Origin of the sequence: Phenylobacterium sp., from assembly GCF_036677185.1 — a bacterium.
GTDB lineage: Bacteria > Pseudomonadota > Alphaproteobacteria > Caulobacterales > Caulobacteraceae > Phenylobacterium.
The window spans coordinates 17,073-41,609 of record NZ_JAKFEN010000017.1 but is presented as its reverse complement, the minus strand read 5'-3'; the positions used below and the strand labels follow the sequence as shown (position 1 = coordinate 41,609).

Below are 24,537 nucleotides of genomic sequence, written 5' to 3'. Positions count from 1 at the left end.
CCGAAACGAGGCGCAGGTAAAGCGGCGTCATGGACGAGGCGGACCGGCCTTGCGAACCAGTCCGCCACCATGACCTAGCGCGGGGCCATCCGGATCGCCCCGTCGAGGCGCACGTCCTCGCCGTTGAAATAGCCGTTGGTGATCATCTCCAGCGCCAGGGAGGCGTAGTCCTCGGCGTTGCCGAGCCGCTTGGGGAAGGGCACCGAGGCGGCCAGGGCCTCTTTCACCTGCGGCGGCGCGGCGTTCATCAGCGGGGTGTTGAAGATTCCGGGCAGGATGGTGTTCACCCGGATGCCGTCGCCGGCCAGGTCGCGGGCGATGGGCAGGGTCATGCCGACCACGCCGCCCTTGGACGCCGAATAGGCCGCCTGGCCCATCTGGCCGTCCTCGGCCGCCACCGAGGCGGTGTTGACGATGGCGCCACGCTCGCCGTCGATCGGCTCCAGGTCCAGCATGCCCTTGGCCGACTTGGCGATGCAGCGGAAGGTGCCGACCAGGTTGATCTGGATGATCATGTTGAAGGCGTCGAGCGGGAAGTGGCGGGTCTCGCCGGTGGTCTTGTCGCGGCTGGCGGTCTTGGCCGCGTTGCCGGTGCCGGCGCAGTTGACCAGGATCCGCTCCTGGCCGTGGGCCGCGCGGGCCTTGGCGAAGGCCGCGTCGACCTCGTCGTCCGAGGTCACATTGACCTTGCAGAACACGCCGCCCACTTCTTTTGCGACCGCTTCGCCCTTGGCTTCGTTCATGTCGAAGATGGCGACCTTGACGCCGTGGGCCGCGAGTTGGCGCACGGTGGCTTCGCCGAGGCCCGAGGCGCCGCCGGTGACGACCGCGGCGATGGAGGAATCGAGTTTCATGGACGCTTGGCTCCCGTTCTCGTCTAAACTGATGTCGGAGGCTTTAGCCCGATGAGCGCAGACTCAAAAGCGTCACGCCACGTCAACGGCGGCGCTTTCGACCCCAAGCAGGCCCTGGATCCGGCCCGGGCCCTGGTCCCGTCGGTGGTCCAGGTCAACGAACAGCGGGTGGCCAAGGGCTTCTGGCCGAAGATCCGGCGCACGGCGGCCAAGATCCCTTTCGCCGGCGACGCGCTCTCGGTCTGGTTCTGCGCCAAGGATCCGGCCACGCCGCGCACGGCCAAGGCGATGATGATGGCGGCGCTCGCCTATTTCGTCCTGCCGGCCGACGCCATCCCCGACGTCCTGGCCGTGGTGGGCTTCACCGATGACGCCGCGGTGTTCGCCGCCCTCATGGCCCTGGTGGGCAAGAACCTGAAGCCCCGCCACCGCGACGAGGCCAAGGCCCTGCTCGCCCAGATGCAGCGCGACGACGACTAAAGCGCTTTCAGGCAAAGTGGCGACCGGTTCGCCGCCAGAAAGCGCGGCCAATGAAAAACTAGAGCGGCTCCTCGCTCACGACGATCGCCGCCTTGGCCTTGCTGAGCTGGTGCTCGCGCCAGGTGATGAACAGGGTCGAGGCCACCACCAGGGCCGCGCCGGCCACGGTCCAGACGCTGGGGATCTCGTGGAACAGCGAGACCCCGACGATCACCGTGAACACCAGGCGGACATAGTCGATGGGCGCCATGGCCGCGGCGTCGCCAATGGACATGCCCTTGATGTAGCAGCCCTGGGTGATGGTCCCCAGCACCCCCATGGCGCCCAGCAGGACCAGGTCGAAGGGCTCCGGCCAGCGCCAGGTGAGGATCGCTCCCGGTATGCCCAGGATCAGGCCCAGCGTCGCGGCCCAGACCAGCAGCACGGCGGGCGAATGGTCCCGGGTCATCACCTTCATGCCGGTGATGGTGAGCGCGAACAGGAAGGATGAGGCCAGCATGGCCAGGGCCGGCAGGCCGATGGCGAACGCACCGTCCACGCCCGGTCGCAACATGACGAGCACCCCGATGAAGCCGACCACCGCGGCGCCGATCCGCAAGGGGCCCACGGTCTCGCGCACCACCAGGGCCGCCAGCGGCACCAGCCAGAGGGTGCGGGTGAAGGAGAGCGCATTGGCGTCGGCCAGGGGCATCTTCTGGAAGGCGTAGAAGGACAGGATCATCCCCACCGTGCCCGCCGCCGAGCGGAACAGCAGGATGCCCGGCCGTGTCGTCGTATAGGCCGCGCGGCCCCGCCGGATGATGATCGGCAAGAGGACGATGAAGCCCGCCAGCTGGCGGTAGAAGGTCTGCAGCGCCGCAGGATAGTCGTCGCCCAGGAACTTGATCAGCGTGGTCATGCCGGTGAAGGCCAGCGCCGAGGCGACCATCCACAGGGCGCCGTGGACGTTCGGGGTCAAGGCGACGCGGGGCTCAGCGCTCACGGATCCATCCGGTGACCGACAGCCGCTCGCCGGCCGCGTAGCTCGCCACCTGGGTCACCGCGTGGGGCTGGGGCACCCGGAAGATGTTCAGTGCATTGAAGGTCGGGACATAGGCCTCGGCCACATGGCCGTCGGCGTCGTGGAAGGCCAGCAGCCCGCCCCAGTCGGTGCGCCAGGCGCGGGTGAAGTTCAGCACATAGGCGTAGAGCCGGTTCTTGCCCTCGACCCCGTCGTCGTGGGTGGCGAGGAAGTCGCCGGCCCGGTAGCGGGTCGCCTGGGCGTCCACATAGGCCGGCCGCGGGTCGCCCGTCAGCTTGCGGACGAACTGGAGGAAGGCCTCGCTATTCAGCAGGTCGTAGACGGACTCCAGGGGCGCGAGGGGCCCGCCGGCGCGTTGGCCGGCCTCCCTCAGGTCCGACAGCCGCCAGGCGTCGAACTGGTACTGGAAACCCGCCTTGCCGCCCTCGACCATGGCCGCGTCGAGGGCCGCCCGGCGCTCGGCCGGCATGGCCGCCAGGGTCTCCAGGGCGAAGTCATAGCCCTTGCCGTTGACATGCATGGACTTGTGCCAGGGCGTGGCGGTCGCGAGCGCCGTGCTCACCGCTCGAGCCTGGGCCAGCGGCAATATGCCGGGCAGGTGCAGCCGGCCGAAACGGGCGAAGGCCGGCGCCAGCTTGCCGGGGTCGAGCCCCGCTGCGAGCTTCAAGCTGGAGGCCGGACCGCTCAAGACTGGGCGGGCGCCAGGTCGCCGAACATCGCCGCGAACGGAGAGCCGGCGCTCTGGTCCCAGGAATGGCGGCTGCCCACGGTGATCCCGCCATCGACCACGATGTGCGTGCCCGAGACGAAGGCCGCGGCGTCGGAGGCCAGGTAGAGCGCGGCCTGGGCGATGTCGTCGGGCATGCCGGCCTTGGGCACCGGCTGGACCGTGGCGGCGGCGTCGGCGACACGGGCGGCCATCTGGTCGGCGACCTCGCGCGGCAGGCCCATGGAGGCGCCGAAGATCGAGGTGGCGATCAGGCCGGGACAGATGGCGTTGACCCGGATCTTCTGCGGCGAGAGCTGGGCCGCGGCCGAGCGGCTCATATGGATGACGCCGGCCTTGGCGGTGGAATAGGCGATGGGCCCCCAGCCCGCCTGCAGGCCGGCGATCGAGGCGGTGTTGATGATCGAGCCGCCGCCGCGCTCCAGCATCAGCGGCACGGCGTGCTTCATGCCCAGCGCCGGACCGCGCACCAGGACGTCGAAGATCCAGCTCCAGCCCTCGGCGGTGATCTCGGTGATCGTGGTCATCCGGTCGGAGATGCCGGCGTTGTTGAACAGGATGTCCAGCCCGCCGAACTCGGACTTGGCGAGCTTCAGCGCGGCCTCGATCTCACTCTCGTCGGTGACGTCGCAATGGACGTAGGCGACCTTGCCGGGGAAGCGCTTGGCCAGCATGGCGCCTTTTTCGTCCTGGATGTCGGCCGCCACGACCCGGGCGCCCTCGGCCACGAACAGCTCGACCGTGCCCAGCCCGATTCCCGACGCGGCCCCGGTGATCACCGCCACCTTGCCGTCCAAACGTCCCGCCATGCTTTCCCCTCCGCTATATGATCGGCGATAACTAAAGCCGGATCGATGCGGCGTCGAGAGCAAGGCGCCGTTCGGGCGTCGCGCCAAGCCCAGATGCACCCCTTCTGGGGGAGCATCTGGGAGGTTGGCCTCATCAGTCGATGGTCACGACGACCTTGCCCATGGCCTTGCGGCTGCCGAGGTGAGCGATGGCGTCGGCGCCCTTGGCGAGCGGGAAGCTTTCGGAGACATAGGGCTTGATCTTGCCCTTGGCGTAGAGCGCCAGCAGCTCCTCGATGCTCTGCTGGAACAGGCCGGGGTTGCGCGCGGTCCAGTTGCCCCAGAACACGCCGACGATGTCGCAGCCCTTCAGCAGGGCGAGGTTCAGCGGGATGCGCGGGATGTCGCCGGCGGCGAAGCCGATCACCAGGTAGCGGCCTTCCCAGGCGATCGAGCGCAGGGCGGGCTCGGCATAGTCGCCGCCCACTGCGTCATAGATCACGTCGAAGCCGTCGGCCCCGCCGGCTTCCTTGAAGAGCGCGCCCAGCGCCTTCTGGCCGTCCTTGTCGAAGGGCCCGCGGCCATAGACCACCCCAGCGTCGGCGCCGTGCTTGATGGCCAGGTCGACCTTCTCCTGGGTGGAACAGGCGGCCACGACGCGCGCGCCCATGGCCTTGCCCAGCTCCACGGCCGAGAGGCCGACGCCGCCGGCCGCGCCCAGCACCAGCAGGGTCTCCCCGGCCTTCAAGTGGCCGCGGTCCTTCAGCGCGTGGTAGCTGGTGCCGTAGGTCAGGATAAAGGCCGCGGCGATGTCGTAGGGCATGGCGTCGGGGATCTTGGTCAGCCGGCCCGCAGGCGCGCTGACCTGCTCGACCATGCCGCCGGAGCCGATCTGGGCCAGGACGCGGTCGCCGACCTTCACATTGGTCACGCCCTCGCCGATGGCGGTGATGACGCCGGAAAGCTCACCGCCGGGCGCGAAGGGCCGCGGGGGCTTCGCCTGGTACTTGTCCTCGATCATCAGCACGTCGGGGAAGTTGATCCCCACGGCCTTGACGTCGATGGTCGCGAAGCCGGCCTTGGGCGCGTCCGGCGCGGGGATGTCCTCATAGACCAGGGTCTCGGGTCCGCCCGTAACCTTGCTGAGCACCGCTTTCATCGTCGTCTCCCGCGTCATATTGGATTTGCGGCGGACGCTAGCGCAGGGGCGCGGGGCGCGGAAGGGTCGGACGAACATTTGTTTGATTTCGGCGCGGCCACCCCACTCCCTCGTCATCCTCCGGTCGTCTGAAAGACGATCCGGGGGACCGAAGCGGCCTATCAAGTTCCGCAACTCGGCTTGGGTCCCCCGGATCTCGCTTCGCGAGCCCGGAGGATGACGAGGGTGGGGGTGTGCGGACCGCCGCAGGGCGTTGATTTGGTGGAAATGGGTCCTTCGCCTATATTGGCCGGCTTCCAGACAGCGAGTTTCCCTTGGGCGTCACCCTTGATCTTTCGCGCGGATCTTCCGCGCCCGCGGCCGTGAAGCCGAACCTCTCCGGCCTGACCCGCAAGGGCCTCGCCGAGGCGCTGGTGACGGCTGACGTGGTGAAGCCCGAAAAGGCCAAGATGCGGGCGACCCAGCTCTGGCGCTGGATCCACCATTATGGCGTCACCGACTTCGCCATGATGACCGACGTGGCCAAGGAGACCCGCGCGGCCCTGGCCGAGGCCTTCTCGCTCACCCGCCCCGAGATCGTCGAGCGCCAGGTCTCCAAGGACGGCACCCGCAAGTGGCTGATCCGCATGGCCCCGGGCATCGAGGTCGAGACCGTCTACATCCCCGATGTCGGCCGCTCCGGGGCGCTCTGCGTCTCCAGCCAGGTCGGCTGCACGCTCAACTGCACCTTCTGCCACACCGGCACCCAGGCCCTGGTGCGCAACCTGACCGCCGCCGAGATCGTCGCCCAGGTCCAGGTCGCCCGCGACGACCTTTCCGAATGGCCCTCGCCCAAGGAGGACCGCCGGCTCTCCAACATCGTCTTCATGGGCATGGGCGAGCCGCTCTACAATCTGGACAATGTCGCCGACGCCATCGACATCATTTCCGACGGCGAGGGCATCGCCATCTCGCGGCGGCGGATCACCGTCTCGACCTCCGGCGTGGTCCCGGAGCTGCACGAGCTGGGCGAGCGCACCCAGGCCATGCTGGCCATCTCGCTGCACGCCACCAACGACGCCCTGCGCGACGTCCTGGTGCCGCTCAACAAGAAGTATCCGATCGAGCAGCTGATCGCCGGCATCCGCGCCTATCCGGGGCTGTCCAACGCCCGGCGGGTGACCTTCGAATACGTCATGCTCAAGGGCGTCAACGACAGCCCGGCCGAGGCGCTGGCCCTGCTGAAGCTGCTGAAGGGCGTGCCGGCCAAGATCAATCTGATCCCGTTCAATCCCTGGCCGGGCACGGACTACGAATGCTCCGACTGGGGCGCCATCGAGAAGTTCGCCGCCATCCTCAATCGCGCCGGCTACGCCTCGCCGATCCGCACCCCGCGTGGACGCGACATCCTGGCGGCCTGCGGCCAGCTCAAGTCGGAGAGCGAGAAGGTTCGCGCCAGCGCCCGGCGGAAGGCCCCGGTCGAGCCGCCGGCGGCGGAGGGCATTGTGGTCTAGCGCCACCGTGATAACCCTTCGCCCCGACTTTAACATTCGCTGACGGGCCCCCATGCCGCCAGATCTGCAGTCCCCCGAGATCCAGGCCTTCGCCACCGGCTTCCCGATCACCCTGATGCATATCGGGGTGACGGTGCTGATCCTGGTCCTCGCCGCGGGCGTCTATATCCTGCTGACTCCGCACAAGGAGATCACCCTGATCCGCGCGGGGAACTCCGCCGCGGCCCTGTCGCTGGGCGGGGTGTTGCTGGGGCTCTCCATTCCGCTGGCCACCTCACTGGCGCGTTCGACCTCCATGCTGGAGATCGCGCTCTGGGGCGCCGCGGCCGTGGCGCTGCAGCTGCTGGTCTTCCGGCTGGTGGACATGCTGTTGCGCGGCCTGCCCCAGCGGATCCAGGAGGGCGAGGTCGCCGCCGCCGCCCTGCTGGTCGGGGCCAAGCTCGCCACCGCCGTGATCATCGCCGCCGCGGTCTCGGGCTGAGCCCGAATGCATTTCCCACGCCTGCCCGACTGGCTGGTCTATCTGGCGGTGGTCTTGGCCCTGCTGATCGCCGCCGTGGGCCGCCAGGAGCGCGCCGACGCCCCGCCGCCGCCGCCGCCGGTGGCCGGCGACGAGGGCCTGCCGCTGGGTCCCGCCTCGCCCTTCGATCCGTCGGTGGTGGTGGACGTGCCGGACAGGGCCGAGCCCGGGGTGGGCACCGCCTTCTCGGTGGCCGACAAGGGCGTCTGGGTCACCGCCCGCCACGTGGTCGACGGCTGCTCGCAGACCGCCATCGTGGTGGCCGAGGGCCGCGGCGTGGAGGCCAGGGTCCGCATCGACCCGCGCGGCGAGGCCGCGATCCTGACCACCGAGGGCGGGGCGCCGCCCCTGCCCATGGGCCTGGACCAGCCCCTGCGCCGGGGCGACCGCGCCTATCACCTGGGCTTCCCGCAGGGCCAGCCGGGGGAGGCCACCTCGCGCCTGCTGGGTCGCGAGAACCTGGTGGTGCGTGGCCGCGGCGCGCGCACCGAGTCGGTGCTGGTCTGGGCCGAGACCGGCCGCACGGACAATCTGAAGGGCTCCCTTGCCGGACTTTCCGGCTCGCCGGCCCTGGACCGCGCGGGCCGGGTGGTGGGCGTCACCGTGGCCGAGTCGCCGCGCCGGGGACGGATCTACACCACCGCTCCGGAGACCGTGACCAGCGCGCTCGCGGCCACCCGGGAGCGAGCCTCGGGCTTCGCCATGGGCGAGCCGATCACCATCGACAACTACGGCCGGGTCGCCGACAGCCTGCGCCGCGACCTGCGGGTGGCGCAGGTGATCTGCCTGAAGACGTAGGCGACCACCCCAAACACCGCTCACCCCGGCGAAGGCCGGGGCCCAGATCGTAGGGCTCTGAACTCGTGTTCAATTCGCCGGCTCAGCGGCCGAATCTGGGTCCCGGCCTTCGCCGGGATGAGCGGGTTGTTGTGGGTTAGGCCACCGTATCGGGAGCGGTCTCGGCCGTCGGGGTCCTGGCCGCGACCATGAAGGCCAGGACCACGCCGATCACGCCGATCAGGGCCGAATAGAGGAAGAACACCACATAGCCGGCGCCGAGCGCCTGGGCGGTGACGCCCGACTTGGCCGCCGCCGCGGCATAGGCTTCGGGCGGGGTGGCGGCGAACAGGGCCTTCAGCGCGGCGAAGACACCGCCGGCGTCGGCGGAGGCGGCCGCCCCCTCGACGATCCGCCCCGACTGCGAAGCCACCAGCTTGCCGGGCAGGGAATAGAGCGACGAGAACAGAGCGTACTGGGTGGCCGTGAAGCCCGCGGAGGTCAGGCTCGACATGTAGGCGATCAGGCAGGTGCCGGAGAAGCCGCCGGCGATGTTGTCCACCCCGATGGCGATGGTCAGAGCGCTCATCGAGGCGCCCTGGGTGGCCAGCCAGGCGAAGACCAGGTTGCTCAAGGGCCCCGCGAAGGCCCCGACCACCAGGGCCCGCAGCAGGCCTAGCCGCACCACCGCGAACCCGCCCAGGCCCACGCCCAGCATGGTCATGGGGATGCCGAACACCTTGCGGATCTCGGCGATCTCGATCTTCGAGAAGCCCAGGTCCTGGTAGAACGGGTTCATGATGTTGAGCACGAAGTCCGACAGCCGATAGAGGCAGATGGTGGCCAGGATCAGGGCCGCCAGGCCGCCGAACCGGGCGAAGAACTCCCGGAACGGCTCGCCGAGCGCCACGCCCAGATAGCGGCCCGGACGGGTCTGGACCCCGGGCACGGGACAGGCAGCCAGGAAGATGATCGTCCCGCCGACCACAACGCCTGCGATCTGGGCGAAGACGCCCCAGGGCTTGGCCTCCCAGGCGGCCTTGAAGCCCTCGGCGGCGCCGGCCTGGCCCAGGCGGGCCATGGCGTCGGTGAGGATCGCCACATTGCCCGAGAGCCCCGAGCCCAACACCAGGGCGCCGAACACCAGCACCGCCAGGCGGGCGAACCATTCGGGAATCTCGAAGGCCGGGCGCGAGGGGATGTCCTCGGCATGGATCGGGCGGATCTCGTGCTGGGCCTCGCGCGGCGCACCCAGGACGCCCGCGACGCCGATCAGCATCAGCAGCGCCATGATCGCGTAGCTCATGTTCCAGGAGATGATCTCGGCCAGGGCCAGGGCCGCGGCCCCCGCCGCCACATTGGCCAGCCGCCAGCCCCACTGGTAGGAGGCCGCCAGCACGCCCTGCTTCTCCTGGCCCGCCGCCTCGATCCGCCAGGCGTCGATGACGATGTCCTGGGTGGCGCCGGCGAAGCCGACCACCACGGCGAAGAGCGCGATCAGGCCGAGATTGGCGGCCGGATTTCCGCCAGCCATCAGCCACAGGCCGATCATGATCGCCGCCTGGGCCACCAGCATCCACGAGCGGCGATGGCCCAGCCACTTGGTCAGGCCCGGCACCTTGGTGCGGTCGATCAGCGGCGCCCAGAGGAACTTGAAGGAATAGGCCAGGGTCGCCAGGCTCAGGAAGGCGATGGTCTCCAGGCTCAGGCCGGCGTCGCGCATCCAGGCCGACAGGGTGTCGAAGATCAGCAGGTTGGGCAGGCCCGAGGCGAAGCCCAGGGCCAGCATCACCAGGGAGCGGCGTTCCAGATAGACGGCGAGCGCCTGCAGGGCTCCGCGCTTGGGGGCCGGCGCGGCTTGGCTTTCGATGGTCATGGACAGGCGTTCCCGGCGCGCGGGGCCGCCCCCGCCGTCAGCGGACCTTGGCCCGCTCCGCTTTTCCCGTCCAGTCGCCGCGCCCGGTCCACTTGGCCAGCGCCCGGCGTAGGGCGTCCGGGGAGAGCGGCTTGACCAGGAAGTCGTCCATGCCGGCCGCTAGGCAGGCGTGACGGTCCTCCTCGAAAGCATTGGCGGTGAGCGCCACCACCGGGGTCCGCACCCCCAGGATCCGCGCTCGCTCGGTGGTCTGCAGGCCCGACATGCCGGGCATGCGCATATCCATCAGGATCAGGTCGTAGTCGCCGACCGCGAGCGCCGCGAGCGCCTCCTCGCCGCCGCCCGCCTGGTCGACCGCGCATCCCTCGCGGATCAGCAGGGTGCGGGCCAGCAGGGCGTTGATGGGATTGTCCTCGACCAGCAGCACGCGGGCGCCCGGCGCCGCGGCCGGGGCGACCCGGTCGTCCTCCGGCGCCTCGACGCGTTCGGCGCCCGTGCGCAGGCCGGCGGCGGCCAGCACCCGCTCGGCCAGGGATCCTCGGCGCAGGGGCTTGATCAGATAGCCGGCGAAGCCCGCGGCGCGGTAACGGTCGATCAGGCCGCGATCCTCCGGCGCCAGCAGCACGATGGCCGTGCGCCCGGCCGGCAGGGACAGGATCTTGCCGGCGGCGGCCAGGCCGTGGTCCAGCAACAGGACGTCGGCGGGGCCGGTCTGGGCGATCAGGGCCACGACACCCGTGGCGACGACGGCGTCGCCGCCGCCGGCCTCGATCTGGCGGCGCGCGGACTCGGCGAGGACGGGATTGGCGCTGGCCAGCGCCACGGTGCGGCCGCGCAAGGCGAATTCGGGCGTTGCGGGCAGGCGTTCGAAGTCCGCCTCGAACCAGAAGGTGGCGCCGCCGGAGGCCGAGGTCTCGACGCCAACCGCGCCGTGCATGGCGCTGGCCAGCTTGCGGGCGATGGCCAGGCCCAAGCCCGCCCCGCCCAGCTGCACGTCGTGCGACGGGTCGGCCATCTCGAAGGCCTCGAAGATCTTGTCGCGCGCCGCCTCGGTGACCCCTGGGCCGGTGTCGGCCACGGCGAAGCGCAGGCGTTCCCCGACCTCGGCGACGGTGACCAGCACCCCGCCCTGCGTGGTGAACTTGATGGCGTTGCCGGCGAAATTCAGCAGGATCTGGCGCAGCCGACCCTCGTCGGCGAAAGCCTGGCCGATCCCGGCCGGCGCGGCCCAGGCGATCTCCAACCCTTTTTCGCGGGCCCGCGGGGACATCAGCTCGCACACCGAACGCAGCAGGCCCTCGACCTCGAAGGTCGACGGCTGCAGCTCGATCTTGTCGGCGCCCAGGCGGGCGAAATCCAGTACGTCGTTGACCAGGCCCAGCAGGTGTTCGCCGGAATCGCGCAGCGCCGCCACATAGGCGCGCTGTTCCTGGGTCAGGCGGGTGCCCTCAAGCAGCCGGGCCATGCCCAGCACCCCGTTCAGCGGCGTGCGGAATTCGTGGCTCAGGGAGGCGAGCTGTTCGGCGCTGACGTTCGCGGCGCGGGGCGGGGTCTTGCGGGCCATGGCGTCAACCCTAACCGCCGCCGCTTAATGGAGGGTCAAACCCCCTTCAGGACGAGCGCTGGACCGCCATTTCGCGGGCCAGGGCCACCAGGGCCGTCCGCGCCGAGGCCTTGGGGATGTCGACAAAAGCCTCCAGCAGGTCGACCGCCCCGGACATGGCCAGGGCCTGGACGATCTCGTCGGCGGCGTCGGAGATCGCGCCCTCCTCGCCCACCAGCCAGCCGACGGTGGTGGCCAGCGCCGCGGCGACCGCCACCAGGGTGGAGCCCGAGACTCGGTTGGCCCCGCGCTCGTATTTCTGCACCTGCTGGAACGACACGCCGATCTGATCGGCCAGCGCGCCCTGGCTTATCCCCAGGGACTTGCGCCGCAAACGCATCCGCGCACCGATGGCGATATCGACGGGATCGGGCCCGGCAGCGTCGTCGAGGGCCATGTTGCGACCTCCTCAGCCGCTCTGCGGCCATTTGCGGCGCGGGAGCGTAGCCATAGCGAGTAGACTCGTTCTCACACGGGTGTCTAACCTGTTCACCTTATGCGCGCGCCGCAAGAGACGATCGAGGACCTTGTCGAGCTTCTCACTCCCCGGGAGCGGGATTGCCTGCGGCTTGTCGACCGTCATCTCAGTTCCAAACAGATCGCCCGCGAGCTTGGCATGTCCAAGGCCTCGGTCGACACCTATTGCGACCGCGCCCGGCGAAAGTTGGGCGTAAGCGACCGCTACAGCGCCGCACGCGCCCTGGCCGACCACGACGCGGTTGTCCCCATCGCGTCGGGACACGATCCAATCAGGACAGACAACGAGGCCCGCCTGCCGCTCCATGACGCCGAACAGGGAGATGCGGCGTATGGGCGAGTTGTTGCGAGAGCTGGCGGACATCCGGGCGATCCGGACGGGACTGGCGGCCGATCCGGACCACGCGATCCGGCGGGCGGACATCGGGCGGGCCCTGCGCCTGCGCCAGGAGGTGGAGGCCTTCGAGCGCCGCTGGCCGGAGCATCGAGCCGACCAGCCGATGGTCCCGGCCTTTTCCTGGAGCCAGCTGGAGCGGCAGTTGGCGGATCTCGTCGACACCCCGGTCAAGCAGACCATGGCGCGGGAGCTGGTCTCGGCCACCCGCAAGATGGCCCGCTTCAAGCCGCCCGAAATGATCCTGCGGGAAATCCTCTGCCTCAGCTGGGCGCTCTTGGACGAGAGCTTCCAGCCGGAGCCCGGGGAGGGATCGGCCGAAATGACCTAAGCCCCGCGATACGCCTGGGCCTGGTCGGTCTCATCGCCATCGTCTCGGCCCTCGCATTCGGGGCCCTGCTGGCCGGCCTCCACGCCCTCCAAGACCTCATCTGAACTCACCGAAATTCTGGAATTTCCATCAACGCACCGGGGGGCTTCCGGCGCGCAGGAGAGAACTCATGCTCAAGCAACGCCGAATGATCGCAGACCAGATCGCCGCCAGCCTGTTCGAGGCCGAGGCCGCCATCGATGTCGCCCTGGCCAAGACCGCGCGCCTGGCGGGCGTCATGCCGGGCCTTCGCGCCGACGCCGGCCTCTCGGCCCTGATCGGCCAGGACGCTGTCGAACGCGCCAGCGAGGCCATCACCGCGCTCGCCAGCGCACGCCGCGCCATCGTCGAGACCCACAAGGAACTGGACGCCGCCAAGACCCAGATCGGCCTGGGCGCGGTGATGTTCGGCGACGGCGCCGAAAAGCCGCCGCAAGCGGCGCTCGGCCGCAGGCTCCGCACCGTGAGCCAAACCGCAGCCTGAGCTTTCAGCTCTGGCTCGGCTCTGCCTAGAATGGGACCCTTGGGCGACCAGGGGTCCTTTCTTGTATTTCCAGAATCTCCCGCAACAGATCTGGCTGGTCGTGATGGCCTTGGTCTGCGGCCTAGCGTTCTGGCGTGGGCGCCGTCCGGAATGGATCGTGGCAGGCGCCTGCATCCTGGCATGGGCGCTCACACCGCTGGCGCAGAACTCCCGCAATTGGTTCGATCCACAGTGGGGCGTCTTTGCTGTCGACCTAGCCCTACTCGCGGTGCTGGTCTGGCTGACCTTGACCACAGACCGCACCTGGCTGCTGTTCGCCAGCGCCTTCCAGCTCTTGGCGGTGATTATCCACCTGGCCATCCTGGTCGACCACAGCGTAAACCCCATGCCCTACCGTCAGGCCTTGGTCATCTGGAGCTATCTGGTGATCGCAGCCCTGGGCGTGGGATCGTGGCTCGAGGGCTGCCGAGCGCGCGCTGATTAGCTAGCCTCCATAGTTCCCCGGAATCTGCTTCACCCCGTCGGTGATCTCGTACCAGGCGGGCTTGGAGGCGACGTTGAGGTGGATCACCGGCCGAAGGCCCGGATCGTCGTCCAGGGCCGAGGCCGCGACGGGAAAGGTCTCGTGTTCGTCGGAGGGCTCGCCGATGGGCGAGCCGCAGGTCCCGCAGAAGCCGCGCACATGGCGGAACGGCGGCTCGGGCGTGTAGCGGCGGATGTCTTCGGCGCCGGAAAGCAGGCGGAAGTCCCGCGCGCGGACCATCAGCACCGCGGCGAAGACGCCGGCCGACTTGCGGCAGCGCGAGCAGTGGCAATAGGACAGCGACAGCGGCTCGCCGACGATCTCGAATCGCACCGCGCCGCACAGGCAGCTTCCGCCGATCGGGCTCATCGTCGTCTCCTTCACACCAGGGCCGGCGCGACCGTGCGCCGATAGACCAGGGCTTCGGCCACGTGGACGCGGCGCACGCCGCCGGAGCCCTCGAGGTCGGCGATGGTTCGCGCCAGGCGCAAGGTCCGGGTCCAGCCGCGGGCGGTCAGGCCGCCGGCCTCCGCGGCCTTGGCCAGCAGGGCCCGGGCCGGGGGGTCGAGGTCGGCGATCTTCTCGAGGAAATCGCCGTCGGCGCGGGCGTTGAGCGCGGCCCCCTCCTCGCCGGCCCGCTCGACCTGCAGGGCGCGGGCGGTCGCGACCCGGGCGGCGGCCTGGGCCGTGCCCTCGGCCGGGGCCGGCAGGGCGAGGTCGGCGGCGCTGACCGGCGGTACGTCGATCTGCAGGTCGATGCGGTCCATGAACGGGCCCGAGACCTTCATCTGGTAGTCGGTCTGGCAGCGCGGGGCGCGACCGCAGGCGCCACGGCCCGTCCCGCCCATGCCACACTTGCAGGGGTTCTGGGCGGCCACCAGCTGGAAGCGGGCCGGGTAGCAGACATGGGCGTTGGCGCGGGCCACCGTCACCTCGCCGGTCTCAAGGGGCTGGCGCAGGGAATCCAAGGCCTGGGCCGAGAATTCCGGCATTAGGTAGCAAACACACCCAGACTGATACGAACATCGCCGGTTACGATGGCCGAAACATCGGATGTGGTGATGCATGACAGAACGCCCCAACACGGTCGCCGGTCTCCTAGAGAAACACCGCGAGATCGCCGGGAAGATCGAGCATCACCGGCAGGCGTTGAACGCCCTGGTCTTCGACCTTGAAGCCGTCGAACACACGATCAGGATGTTCGACCCGGCGGCGGTGTTGCCCCGCGCCAAGCCCCAGCCGTCGAAGGACGCGGCCTTTCGGGGCGAGATGCGGCGGGACACCCTCAACGCCCTTCGGACGGCCACAGGGCCGCTGACGAGCCTCGACATCGCCCGTCAGGTCATCGCGGGCCGCAAGCTCACGGAAGACGCCCCCACGGTGCAGATGATCCGCAAGCGCGTCAGCGCCAGCCTGTGGAAGCTGGCGAAGGCGGGGATTGTTCGGGAGGTGGCCCTGGTGGGCGACTACAAGGGGTGGCAGGTATCTTAAGCCGCGCCACAACATGTTGCTCCCTCCCCACGGACGCGTAAGTTTTGTTCCGGTCACGTTCTTCCCACGCCCCAAGCCAAGAAATGACTCGGCGCCCCGATGGGAAGCGGCTATATTCGTCGCCTAACTAGGGTGGTGGCGGCGAAATGTCGGACCTAATCTCGGCAGTTGATCAGGAAATCGCGGAGCTAGAAGATGCTCTGCGCGCCGATCCGCGCCACCAAAAACTCAAGGCGCTCAGGGAGTTGCGGGCGCTTTACGGTGGCGCTAGCGCCGGCTTCGACGTGTCCAGTGCCGCCGCCCCCAAGCCACCGGCAAGCAGGCGAGACGGCCTTCAGCGCAGAATCGATCCAGACCGCCTGAAGATTTTGGAGGAGGTTGAGGTGCTGCTGGACGTACTCGGTCCAGACCCGGTCAAAACGGCTGATCTCTATGACGTCTTGGTCGCCAGTGGGCACAGGATCGGGGGCAACGAGCCCAAGAGCAACCTGAGCGCCATGCTGTTCAACTCCGGCCGGTTCGTATCCAACGGGCGTCGGGGATGGACGCTCAAGCCCAAGCCTGAGGAGCCGGAGCAGCTTGAGGAGGAGTCTGTGTAAACGCAAAACGGCCCGACCAAGGGCCGGGCCATCCGCACGCCGGAGCAAGCTCGCGACGCAGTCAGTTCGCACCCGATTGTCTAGCAAAACCTGCCCGGTGAATCAACCCTCTCGTTAGGGCCTAAGGGCATGACTCCGTTAGATAAGTCGCGCAGGAAGCAGCGACGCATACCGCATCCGCGACCCCACGCGCCGCCTTATCGGCCGCCCAAGCCCCGGCCACACCCGAGGCGCTAGGGGCCCTTACCGCTGCCAATAGCCCTTCCACTGGCGGCTGACGGGGTGCGCGAGCGCCGCGCCGGTCGCCAGCAGGAATTGCTCGCCGTTGGAGACGCGGCGGTTGTCCTCACGCCACGCCATCTCCATCGCGTAGGCGGCGAGGTACTTTCCGGCGATGTGATGGTGCTGGCCGATCTCGGCGCGGCGCAGGCGCGAGAAGAACGACTCAGCCATGTTGGTGCTGATTTCGCCGTTCGCGTACTCGACGCTGTGGTTGATGCGCTTGGTCAGGAACTTGGCGGCGAGGTTGTCGTAGGCTGACGCTTCGTCGGCGTAGATGGTCGAGCCGGGCTGCACGGTCGCGGCGATGACTTCGGCGCCCGCGCCTTCCGACTTGGCGACGAAGGCTTGGCTCTGGCCGTCACGCTCGCGCATGACCACGACCACCTGACGCTTGCCGGTTTGGGCCTGGGCGGTGCGGCGGTCGATCCGGTGTTCCTTGCGGTTGGCGGGCTTCACGTAGCCGCCGAAATAGGCGCCATCGACCTCAACCTCGCCCGACAGCTCGGACGTGGCTTGCTCGGCCGCCAGGGCTTCCCTGATCTTGTGCGAGAGGACGAAGGCCGTCTTGTACTGGCAGTCCAGATCGCGGCTCAGTTGAAGCGCGCTGTGGCCCTTGGCGCCGTTCACGAAGATGGCGATGGCGGCGAGGATGTCGCGCAGATCCATCTTGCGGCTGGCGAAGATGGTCGAGGACGTGACGGTGAGCTGAGCGGTGCAGGCCTTGCACTTGAACAGGCGACGGGCCTTGAACTCCCACACGATGTAGCCGCCGCACTTGGGGCACACCGGCTCGCCGTCCGTGGCGGCCCAGCGGATCGACTTGAACACGTCGAACGCCTGGTCGTCGGAGAGGCGCATGACCTTCGCCAGCGAGAGGCTGCGGGCGGCGGTCGAGAGGAGGAAGTGCTGAGACATCATCATATCCGGTGTAACTGTCACCAGATATGAGGTTATGCCTCATCGTTGTCAATGGTGAAAACATCGAATATGATGATATTCGACACTGGAACCGGAGACCTCGCCATGACGAAGCCTGACTTCAAGGACTTCGACTGGACATCCCACGCCAAGAACCTCCTCAAAGGGGAGCTTAAGCGGAAGGGGATGAGCTATCGCCAGTTGGCCGAGCGGCTGACAGAAATGAACATCCCGGAGAACGAACGGAACATCGCCAATAAGATCAGCCGGGGCGGCTTCACCGCCGCGTTCTTCCTCCAGTGCTTGGAAGCCATGGAGATCGACAACCTGAGGCTCTAGGGCGCTATTCAGTCGAGGCGGCTGGGTCCGACCCATACGGACGGTCGGTCGCTCGCCCCACAACTGCTCGGCAGCCCCTTGCTGGCAAAACGGGCGCGCCCTCTGGGTCCCACGTATCCCGTTCCACAATCGCCTGAAGGTTGTTCATCAGGAGATCCATGATGATAACACTTGCGGCCGCCTCCTTGGTTTTAGCGATGCCGAGAGTGGGCTGAACGGGAGCTATGTCGGCGAACTTCATGACTGCGTATTCGCCCATGTTCTCGCAGATCCACATCCCAACTTTCTCCTGCCAAACCCAAACCAGGTCTTGCTTTTGCTTCAGTAATTCGCCGTCGGCAGCCTGGATGGTGAGCTTTAGATCGACGCCCTCCGAGATGAAGGCCTTGAGCGGCCGGGTAAATTGGGAGCGGTTGGTCTGCCCAAGCGCAGCCTCTCTGACGGTCGGAAATCCCTTCGGCGTAGGCCCAGTAGTTACGCCTCGCTCGTCCGTCGTCCGCTCACCGACAACACCGCCTTTCGGAGCCGGAGGCGGCTTCCCGTGCTTTGGCCCGGCCCCGGCGATCCCGAGCACCGATGCGAGGCGCGCGCCAGCGAAGGCTCCTTGGTAGGCGATGTAGCCGCCGGTCACCATGAGAAGCGCGCCAATGAATATGAGTGTCATGCGACCTCGCTTCCGTTTCAGGACCCAATGGCAGAACGACCGGACACTGGGGAAGAGGCTGATGCTAACCAGCGCCAATCCAAATAGAACAACGGGGAGCTTCAAGACGTCGGGCACAAGGTCGGGGGCGACGCCGGTCACGAGGACCCCCCCGAAGGCGACTGCATACTGCATCGCCGCGTCGCGCCTATTGGACATGTGGCGATCCTGCCCGGACTCGTCCCGAACCGGCAACGCTTGCTTGCATTTCGGACCACTGGTTGAATTCTCCAATGGCATTGGTCGCTCCCATCCCATATCCGGTGATCTCCATCCGCATCAGTGGCGGTGAAATCCCTGGATTGGGTGTGTTTGCTACCTAATGCCGGAGAATTCCGGCAGCTCGTCCAGGAACAGCACGCCGTTGTGGGCCAGCGAGACCTCGCCGGGTTTCACCCGCAGGCCGCCGCCGGTGAGCGCGGCCATGCTGGCCGAATGGTGCGGCGTGCGGAACGGCCGGGTGCGGGTGAGCGCCCCCTTGGCGATCAGCCCGGCCACCGAATGGACCATGGAGGTCTCCAGCAGCTCGGCCGGCGAGAGCGGCGGCAGCAGGCCCGGCAGGCGCGCGGCCATCATCGACTTGCCCGAGCCGGGCGGGCCGGTGAACAGCAGGTTGTGGCCGCCGGCCGCGGCGATCTCCAGGGCGCGCTTGGCGTTCTCCTGGCCCTTGACCTCGCGCAGGTCCGGGACCCGCTCCCCGTCCAGCATGGGGCCGGGCCTGGGCGCCGAGAGGATCTGGGTCCCGCGGAAGTGGTTGACGATGGCGATCAGCGAGGGCGCGGCCAGGACGCGAGTGTCGCCGGCCCAGGCGGCCTCGGGCCCCGAAGCCTCCGGGCAGATCAGGCCCAGGCCCATGGCCCCGGCGGCCACGGCGGCGGGCAATGCGCCGGCCACCGCCACGATGCGGCCATCCAGGGAGAGCTCCCCCATGGCCGCCCAGTCGGCGAGCGCGTCGGGCGGCAGGATGCCCATGGCCCCCATGACCGCGAGCGCGATGGGCAGGTCGTAATGGGCGCCTTCCTTGGGAAGGTCGGCCGGCGCCAGGTTGGCGATGATCCGTCGGGAGGGCATGGCCAGGCCCAGTCCGGCGAAGGCGGCGCGGACCCGCTCGCGGCTCTCGGCGACCGCCTTGTCGCCCAGTCCGACCAGCATGAATTTCGGCTCGCCGCCGGTGAGCTGGACCTCGACGTCCACGCGCCGCGCCTCGACGCCCTGGAACGCCACCGTGACCACCCGCGACGCCATTTCTACCCCCGCCCGTCCCACTAGAAATCAAGAACTGATGCTCGCCGAAACCCGTCTTTACTTTCGGCGAACACGCGCTTGAAAGAGTTCAACTTTATCCACAAGCCCAGCACGCCGCGCGGCTCGGATCAAGAACAAAAATAGAACTTAAGGGGAAAGTGAGACGTTTCCGCGACTTGGACGGGTGTCTTGAAGCCCGAGCTAAGCCTTGGCGCGGAGGGCTTCAATCCGTCTCCACATGATCTCGGTCGCGTCGATTCCGCTGAACCGCTTCAGGGCCTGGGCGCCGGTTGGCGAGGTGACATTGATCTCGGTCATGTAGTCGCCGATCACGTCGATGCCGACGAACATCAGGCCGCGCCGCTTCAGCTCCGGCCCGATGATGGCGCACAGTTCCAGGTCGCGGGCCGACAGCTCAACGGCCTCGGCGACGCCGCCGACCGCGAGGTTCGAGCGGATCTGGCCGGCCTTGGGCACGCGGTTGATGCCGCCCACCGCCTCGCCGTCCACCAGCAGGATGCGCTTATCGCCCTTGGAGACCGCCGGCAGGAACTTCTGGGCGATCACGGGCTCGCGGCCGATGGCCCGGTGCAGGTCCAGCATGGCGTCCAGATTGGGGTCGTCGGCCAGCAACCGGGCCACCCCCGAGCCGCCCAGGCCGTAGAGCGGCTTCAGCACGATGTCCCCGTGCCGGGCGCGGAAGTCGTAGATCGCCTCGACGTCGGAGGTGATCAGGGTCGGCGGCTGGACGCCGGGGAAGTCGGTGACGAACAGCTTCTCGGGCGCGTTGCGCACCTCGGCGGGGTTGTTCACCACCAGGGTCTTGGGATGCACCTTGTCCAGGAAGTGGGTCGAGGTGATGTAGCTCATGTCGAATGGCGGGTCCTGGCGCAGCAGGATCACGTCGAACTCGGCCAGCTCACGGACCTCCCATTGCCCGAAGGTGGCGTGGGCGCCCTTGACCCGCTCGACCGTCACCGACCGGCCGCGGGTGAAGACCTTGCCGTCCTCCATGGCCAGCCGGTCCGGGGTGTAGACGAACAGCTCGTGGCCCCGCGCCTGGGCGTTCTCGAGCATGAGGAAGGTCGTGTCGCCCTCGATATTGACGGCCTCGAGGGGGTCCATCTGGACGGCGACCTTCAACGACATCGGCTCGGTTCCTTACGGCGAAGGCGTCTGAGATAGGCGGCGGGACGTCCAAGCGCCAGCGAGGATCGCTAAGGACGCTGTCAGTTCAGCCGCAGGCGCACGCGTTCGCGCTGGGCGCGGGCGGCCAGCGCCGCGCCGCCGTCCAGGGTCCCGGCGTGGGTCAGGGCCTCCATGGCGCCGGCCAGCGCGCCCTGGCCCTCGCGGGCGGCGGCGACGTCCAGCCAGGGGCGGTGGTCGGCGGGATCGAGCAGGGCCCGGCGCAGGGCGGCGCGCTCGGCGCGGGGGAAGTCGCGGGCGTTGCTGGCGCGGGCGAAGATGTTGTTCTGCAGGCGGATCAGCACGTCGCGGTCGCTGGCCGGCGCCATCAGGCGGTCCAGCCGGTCGGCGACATTGGGGGTCAGGCCGGCGTGCAGGGCCCGGCGGGTGAGTTCGGAAGGCAGCACCACCCGGCCCTCGCTGAACGGGTCCATGGCCAGCGGCCCCTCGGCCGTCTCGATGCGCAGCAGGAAATGGCCGGGGAAGTCGACGCCCTGGACGGTCAGGCCGCACTTGCGCGCCACGTGCAGGTAGAAGACCCCGAGCGCCACCGGCAGGCCCTTGCGCCGGGTGGCCACGGCCACGACGTCGGCGTTGTCGGGATGCTCGTAGGTGAACAGGTCGCCGCCCAGGCGCAGGTCGCCGGCCATGGCCTCGGCCAGGGCCTCCTCCGGGCTCTCCACGGCCAGCCGTTCGGTCAGGCGTTCGACCCCGAAGCGGGCCAGGTCGCGGGCGGCGTCCGGGTCGCGCTCGGGATCCTCGTGCACGGCGCAGGCGATGGCGGCCTCCAGCAGTGGGAAGTCGCCGTCGCCGGCGCGGCCGGCTTCCTTCAACAGGGTTTCAGCGTCTTCTCGGGTCATCGGTCCCTAACGACTCAGGCGCCGTTCCAAGCGTCCCGACTATGAATCGGAAGCTTGCCGGGCGCGAGGGCGATCAGATCGAGGCGAACCGCAAGTTTTTGCAAGCTGGGCCGTCGGGCCGCGAGCATTTGTCCCGCCCGGCGCAGGCGATCGCGCTGCGTTTCGGTGACCGCCTCGAGGGCCGATTCCAGGGTGGTGCGCTGCTTGACCTCGACCACCGCCAGCACCTGGCCGCGCTGGGCCAGCAGGTCGATCTCCCCCTGCGGCGTGCGCAGCCGGAAGCCCAGGATGCGGTAGCCCTTGGCCATCAGCCAGATCGCCGCCCAGACCTCGGCCCGGCGGCCGGCCAGCCGCGCGGCCGCGCCCCGAGCCTGGCGGACGGGGTTCATTCGCCGTCTCCGGCCTTGAGCGCCATGGCCCGGCGGTAGAGGTCGCGGCGGGGCAGGCCCAGCGCCTTGGCGACCTCGGAGGCGGCCTCGGCCGGGCGCAGGCGGGCGAGGGCGTCACGCAGGGCGGTGTCGGCGTCCGCGGCGGTGGCGGCCTGCGCCCGGCCCGGCCCGACCATCAGGACGAACTCGCCCTTGGGCGCGACCATCCGCGGATCGGCGGCCAGCTCGTCCAGCGAGCCACGGGTGACGGTCTCGTAGAGCTTGGTGAGTTCGCGGGCCACGACGGCCTCGCGGGGCCCGAACACCGCGGCCATGTCGGCCAGGCTGGCGGCGACCCGCGACCCGCCCTCGAAGAACACCAGGGTGGCGCGGATCCCGGCCAGTTCCTCGAAGAAAGTGCGCCGCGCGGCGCTCTTGGGCGGCGGAAAGCCCGCGAACAGGAAGCGGTCGGTGGGCAGTCCGGCCACGGACAGCCCCGCCAGCAGGGCCGAGGCGCCGGGGATTGGATAGACGGCCGCGCCCTGGGCGATCGCCTCGCGCACCAGCAGGAAGCCGGGATCGGAGACCAGCGGGGTGCCGGCGTCCGACACCAGGGCCACCCGGCCGCCGTCGGCCAGGACGGCCAGCGCCTTGGGCCCGGCCCGCTCGGCGGCGTGCTCGTCATAGCGCTCGAGCTTCTTGGAGAGGCCGAAGGCGTGGAGCAGCTTGCCCGCCACCCGGGTGTCCTCGGCCAGGACCAGGTCGGCGGCCGCCAGCACGTCCAGGGCCCGCAGGGTGATGTCGCGCAGGTTGCCGATCGGCGTGGCCACCACATAGAGGCCGGGCGCGAGCGGCGCGTCGGAGAGTTGCGGCGGCGGGGGATGGCGCGACATGGGCAAGGCTTCGCCGCTCAGGGCGAGGAAGGCAAGGCGGTTCGCCCGATCAGGGAGCGGGCGGCTCAGGTCGCCAGCCGACCGGTGACATGGTCCAGCAGCAGGCGCCCAGCGGCGGTGGCGCGCAGGCGCAGGGGGTCGTCGGCGATCAGGCCGGCGGAAACCAGGGAGACCACTTCCGGGTGGTTCGGCGTCAGGCCCAGGGCCGCGACCTCGGCGAACGCCACGCCCGGCCCGATCCGCAGGCCCGAAAGCAGGCGTTCCTCGGCGGTCTGGCGGGGGTCGAGGACCTCGCGGGTGGCGAAGCCGGTCCCGGCCTCGCCGACGGCGGCGATATAGTCGGCGGGCCTGGCCTGGGCGCAGGTGGCGACCCGGCGGCCGTCCAGGGTCAGGCGGCCATGGGCGCCGGGCCCCACGCCCACATAGTCGGCGCCGGTCCAATAGACGAGGTTGTGGCGCGAGCGGGCGGCGGACCCGCGCGCGTGGTTGGAGACCTCGTAGGCCTCGAACCCCGCGGCCTCCAGGACCTGCTGGGTGGTCTCGAACAGGTCCGCGGCGTCGTCCTCGCCCGGCGGGACCAGGGTCCCGCGCTTCACCGCCCGGTCGAAGGCGGTGCCGGCCTCGATGGTCAGTTGGTAGGGTGAGATGTGCTCCGCGCCGAGCTTGATCGCGGCCTGCAGCTCCTCGGCCCAGGCCAGCGGCGTCTGGCCGGGCCGGGCGTAGATCAGGTCCAGGGACAGGCGTGGGAAGGTCCGGGCGGCGACCCCGGCCGCGCGCCGCGCCTGGGCCGCGTCATGGTTGCGGCCCAGCAGCTTCAGGGCGTCGTCGTGCAGCGACTGCAGGCCCAGCGACAACCGGTCGACCCCGGCGGCCGCGAAGCCCGCGAACCGGTCAGCCTCGGCGTCGGTGGGATTGGCCTCCAGGGTGACCTCGATGTCGGCGGCCGGGGTCCAGAGCCGCTTGGCGAGCGCGACGATCTCGCCGGCCCAGTCCGGATCCATCAGGGAGGGCGTGCCGCCGCCCAGGAAGATCGAGACCAGCTCGCGCGGGCCGGTCAGTTCGCGCTGGGCGGCGAGGTCGGCGCCGATCGCCTGGACCAGCCGCGCCCGCTCCTCGTCACGACCTCGCGCCCGAACCACGTTGAAATCGCAATAGGGGCAGATGCGCGCGCAGTAGGGCCAGTGGACATAAACGCCAAGCGGGGGCGCCCCCAGCGGCGCGGCGACGTTCAAGTCAGGGCGGCCTTGAGCTTGGCGAAGGCCCGGGCCCGGTGGCTGTCGGCGTCCTTCACGGCGGGGTCGAGTTCGCCATAGGTGACGTCGTGGCCCATCGCCTGGAAGATCGGATCATAGCCGTGGCCCCGGTCCCCGCGGCCGGGAAAGACCAGGGTCCCGTCAACGCGGCCCTCGACCACCACCGCCGGTCCCCCCGGCCAGGCGACGGCGAGCGCGCAGGTGAACCAGGCGGAGCGATCGTCGCCGCCCGCCTCCTCCAGCCGTTCCTCGACCTTGCGCATGGCGGCGGCGAAGTCCTTGTCCGGGCCGCCCCAGCGGGCCGAGAAGATGCCCGGCTGGCCGTCCAGGGCGGCGACCGACAGTCCCGAATCGTCGGCCAGGGCGATCAGGCCCGAGGACTCGGCCGCGGCGCGGGCCTTGAGCAGGGCGTTGCCGGCGAAGGTGGCCTCGGTCTCCTCAGGCTCAGGAAGGCGGAGGCTTCCGGCGGTGACCAGTTCAAAACGGTTGTCGAGGATGGCGGCCAGTTCGCGCGCCTTGCCGGGATTGTGGGTGGCGACCACCAGCTTGGCGCCGGGTTCGAGCTTGAGGGCCATGGGGGGACTCCGGGACGGGATGGCCGCGGACCATAGGCGAGGCCAGGTCGGCCCGCCATCATCCCGGCGAGCGCGCCTCTGCTGCATTGCGAAAAGTTCACAATGTTACGTCGATTTAATATCGTTTATCGATAAATTCGTTGATCGAAAAGCGATGTGGTCCTATTCCTGCTGCTCAGAAGGGCGCGACAAATGTTGCGTCGCACAATGAGACAGGAGATTGAAAATGTTCTCTTCCATGATGAGCGCGATGGACCGGATGCTGATGGCGGCGGTCGTG

General features: G+C 69.2%; 27 protein-coding genes and 3 pseudogenes. 11 read left to right on the top strand and 19 right to left on the bottom strand.

Going from position 1 to position 24,537, the window contains the following annotated elements; translation table 11 throughout:
* Positions 1-74: 74 nt before the first annotated feature.
* A complete protein-coding gene (locus tag V6M51_RS07470) occupies positions 75-854 on the bottom strand; it encodes an SDR family NAD(P)-dependent oxidoreductase (protein ID WP_305677353.1) in 780 nt (259 codons plus the stop codon).
* A gap of 51 nt (positions 855-905) precedes the next feature.
* Between V6M51_RS07470 and V6M51_RS07465 the strand changes: the two genes are divergently transcribed.
* A complete protein-coding gene (locus tag V6M51_RS07465; protein ID WP_332765980.1) occupies positions 906-1,334 on the top strand; it encodes a YkvA family protein in 429 nt (142 codons plus the stop codon).
* A gap of 58 nt (positions 1,335-1,392) precedes the next feature.
* On the opposite strand, the gene V6M51_RS07460 is transcribed toward V6M51_RS07465, so the two are convergent.
* The 4 genes from V6M51_RS07460 to V6M51_RS07445 all read right to left on the bottom strand — a co-directional run bounded on the left by V6M51_RS07460 (position 1,393) and on the right by V6M51_RS07445 (position 5,029).
* A complete protein-coding gene (locus V6M51_RS07460) occupies positions 1,393-2,262 on the bottom strand; it encodes a DMT family transporter (protein WP_332766303.1) in 870 nt (289 codons plus the stop codon).
* Between the two features lie 43 nt (positions 2,263-2,305).
* Positions 2,306-3,022, bottom strand: a complete 717-nt coding sequence (locus V6M51_RS07455) for a 2OG-Fe(II) oxygenase (protein ID WP_332765979.1) — start codon at positions 3,020-3,022, stop codon at positions 2,306-2,308.
* A 17-nt stretch (positions 3,023-3,039) separates the two neighbouring features.
* Positions 3,040-3,891, bottom strand: a complete 852-nt coding sequence (locus V6M51_RS07450; RefSeq protein ID WP_332765977.1) for an SDR family NAD(P)-dependent oxidoreductase — start codon at positions 3,889-3,891, stop codon at positions 3,040-3,042.
* 133 nt (positions 3,892-4,024) lie between these two features.
* Positions 4,025-5,029, bottom strand: a complete 1,005-nt coding sequence (locus V6M51_RS07445) for an NADPH:quinone oxidoreductase family protein (protein ID WP_332765975.1) — start codon at positions 5,027-5,029, stop codon at positions 4,025-4,027.
* 314 nt (positions 5,030-5,343) lie between these two features.
* Between V6M51_RS07445 and rlmN the strand changes: the two genes are divergently transcribed.
* From rlmN to V6M51_RS07430, 3 genes are read left to right on the top strand one after another with little or no spacing between them, the layout of a single operon-like run.
* Positions 5,344-6,522, top strand: coding sequence for a 23S rRNA (adenine(2503)-C(2))-methyltransferase RlmN (gene rlmN, locus V6M51_RS07440; protein WP_332765973.1), 1,179 nt, complete (start codon positions 5,344-5,346; stop codon positions 6,520-6,522).
* 52 nt (positions 6,523-6,574) lie between these two features.
* Complete coding sequence (locus V6M51_RS07435) at positions 6,575-7,003, top strand: DUF350 domain-containing protein (protein ID WP_332765971.1); 429 nt, start codon at positions 6,575-6,577, stop codon at positions 7,001-7,003.
* 6 nt (positions 7,004-7,009) lie between these two features.
* Positions 7,010-7,840 carry a S1 family peptidase gene (locus V6M51_RS07430; RefSeq protein WP_332765970.1) on the top strand — a complete coding sequence of 277 codons (831 nt, stop codon included), beginning with the start codon at positions 7,010-7,012 and terminating at the stop codon, positions 7,838-7,840.
* Positions 7,841-7,976: 136 nt separating this feature from the next.
* On the opposite strand, the gene V6M51_RS07425 is transcribed toward V6M51_RS07430, so the two are convergent.
* Genes V6M51_RS07425 through V6M51_RS07415 form a run of 3 tightly spaced genes read right to left on the bottom strand, consistent with a single transcriptional unit; the run spans position 7,977 to position 11,695 of the window.
* Entirely contained in the window at positions 7,977-9,695 is a 1,719-nt protein-coding gene (locus V6M51_RS07425) for an AmpG family muropeptide MFS transporter (RefSeq protein WP_332765969.1), read from the bottom strand.
* A gap of 37 nt (positions 9,696-9,732) precedes the next feature.
* Positions 9,733-11,259 (bottom strand): response regulator, encoded by a 1,527-nt coding sequence (locus V6M51_RS07420; protein WP_332765967.1) that lies wholly within the window; start codon positions 11,257-11,259, stop codon positions 9,733-9,735.
* Between the two features lie 46 nt (positions 11,260-11,305).
* Positions 11,306-11,695, bottom strand: coding sequence for a helix-turn-helix domain-containing protein (locus tag V6M51_RS07415; RefSeq protein WP_332765965.1), 390 nt, complete (start codon positions 11,693-11,695; stop codon positions 11,306-11,308).
* A gap of 99 nt (positions 11,696-11,794) precedes the next feature.
* On the opposite strand from V6M51_RS07415, the pseudogene V6M51_RS23860 reads away from it, so the two are divergent.
* The 4 genes and pseudogenes from V6M51_RS23860 to V6M51_RS07400 form a co-directional block, all read left to right on the top strand.
* Positions 11,795-11,983, top strand: a pseudogene (locus tag V6M51_RS23860) (response regulator transcription factor); the annotation flags it as partial.
* A 124-nt stretch (positions 11,984-12,107) separates the two neighbouring features.
* Positions 12,108-12,500, top strand: a complete 393-nt coding sequence (locus tag V6M51_RS07410) for a hypothetical protein (protein WP_332765963.1) — start codon at positions 12,108-12,110, stop codon at positions 12,498-12,500.
* A gap of 169 nt (positions 12,501-12,669) precedes the next feature.
* Entirely contained in the window at positions 12,670-13,023 is a 354-nt protein-coding gene (locus tag V6M51_RS07405; protein ID WP_332765961.1) for a hypothetical protein, read from the top strand.
* Between the two features lie 61 nt (positions 13,024-13,084).
* Complete coding sequence (locus tag V6M51_RS07400) at positions 13,085-13,507, top strand: hypothetical protein (protein ID WP_332765960.1); 423 nt, start codon at positions 13,085-13,087, stop codon at positions 13,505-13,507.
* Here V6M51_RS07400 and V6M51_RS07395 read toward each other — a convergent pair whose 3' ends face one another.
* Both V6M51_RS07395 and V6M51_RS07390 read right to left on the bottom strand, forming a co-directional pair.
* On the bottom strand, positions 13,508-13,915 hold the full coding sequence (locus V6M51_RS07395; protein WP_332765959.1) for a GFA family protein: 408 nt from the start codon (positions 13,913-13,915) through the stop codon (positions 13,508-13,510).
* A gap of 11 nt (positions 13,916-13,926) precedes the next feature.
* A pseudogene (locus V6M51_RS07390) lies at positions 13,927-14,538 on the bottom strand (ATP-binding protein); the annotation flags it as partial.
* Between the two features lie 73 nt (positions 14,539-14,611).
* Between V6M51_RS07390 and V6M51_RS07385 the strand changes: the two are divergent.
* Positions 14,612-15,037 carry a hypothetical protein gene (locus tag V6M51_RS07385; protein ID WP_332765958.1) on the top strand — a complete coding sequence of 142 codons (426 nt, stop codon included), beginning with the start codon at positions 14,612-14,614 and terminating at the stop codon, positions 15,035-15,037.
* A 146-nt stretch (positions 15,038-15,183) separates the two neighbouring features.
* Positions 15,184-15,636: a hypothetical protein gene (locus V6M51_RS07380; RefSeq protein ID WP_332765957.1), complete on the top strand. Its 453-nt coding sequence runs from the start codon at positions 15,184-15,186 to the stop codon at positions 15,634-15,636.
* Between the two features lie 243 nt (positions 15,637-15,879).
* Here V6M51_RS07380 and V6M51_RS07375 read toward each other — a convergent pair whose 3' ends face one another.
* Positions 15,880-16,833: an IS1595 family transposase gene (locus V6M51_RS07375; RefSeq protein ID WP_332765955.1), complete on the bottom strand. Its 954-nt coding sequence runs from the start codon at positions 16,831-16,833 to the stop codon at positions 15,880-15,882.
* 108 nt (positions 16,834-16,941) lie between these two features.
* Between V6M51_RS07375 and V6M51_RS07370 the strand changes: the two genes are divergently transcribed.
* Positions 16,942-17,175, top strand: a complete 234-nt coding sequence (locus V6M51_RS07370) for a DUF6471 domain-containing protein (protein ID WP_332765953.1) — start codon at positions 16,942-16,944, stop codon at positions 17,173-17,175.
* A 4-nt stretch (positions 17,176-17,179) separates the two neighbouring features.
* On the opposite strand, the gene V6M51_RS07365 is transcribed toward V6M51_RS07370, so the two are convergent.
* From V6M51_RS07365 to V6M51_RS07330, 8 genes and pseudogenes are all read right to left on the bottom strand, one after another.
* Positions 17,180-18,037 (bottom strand): hypothetical protein, encoded by an 858-nt coding sequence (locus tag V6M51_RS07365; RefSeq protein ID WP_332765951.1) that lies wholly within the window; start codon positions 18,035-18,037, stop codon positions 17,180-17,182.
* 171 nt (positions 18,038-18,208) lie between these two features.
* Positions 18,209-19,123, bottom strand: a pseudogene (locus V6M51_RS07360) (YifB family Mg chelatase-like AAA ATPase); the annotation flags it as partial.
* 201 nt (positions 19,124-19,324) lie between these two features.
* On the bottom strand, positions 19,325-20,272 hold the full coding sequence (gene gshB, locus V6M51_RS07355; RefSeq protein ID WP_332765950.1) for a glutathione synthase: 948 nt from the start codon (positions 20,270-20,272) through the stop codon (positions 19,325-19,327).
* Positions 20,273-20,352: 80 nt separating this feature from the next.
* Positions 20,353-21,168, bottom strand: coding sequence for a SirB1 family protein (locus tag V6M51_RS07350; RefSeq protein ID WP_332765949.1), 816 nt, complete (start codon positions 21,166-21,168; stop codon positions 20,353-20,355).
* Between the two features lie 14 nt (positions 21,169-21,182).
* On the bottom strand, positions 21,183-21,557 hold the full coding sequence (locus V6M51_RS07345) for a YraN family protein (protein WP_332765948.1): 375 nt from the start codon (positions 21,555-21,557) through the stop codon (positions 21,183-21,185).
* Entirely contained in the window at positions 21,554-22,429 is an 876-nt protein-coding gene (gene rsmI, locus V6M51_RS07340; protein ID WP_332765947.1) for a 16S rRNA (cytidine(1402)-2'-O)-methyltransferase, read from the bottom strand. Before rsmI ends, V6M51_RS07345 begins: the two co-directional genes overlap by 4 nt.
* Positions 22,430-22,494: 65 nt before the next feature.
* Complete coding sequence (gene hemW / locus V6M51_RS07335) at positions 22,495-23,661, bottom strand: radical SAM family heme chaperone HemW (protein ID WP_332765946.1); 1,167 nt, start codon at positions 23,659-23,661, stop codon at positions 22,495-22,497.
* The gene (locus V6M51_RS07330) at positions 23,658-24,257 is read right to left on the bottom strand and encodes a non-canonical purine NTP pyrophosphatase (protein ID WP_332765945.1); all 600 of its coding nucleotides are present in this window, start codon (positions 24,255-24,257) and stop codon (positions 23,658-23,660) included. Before V6M51_RS07330 ends, hemW begins: the two co-directional genes overlap by 4 nt.
* Positions 24,258-24,537: the final 280 nt, after the last annotated feature.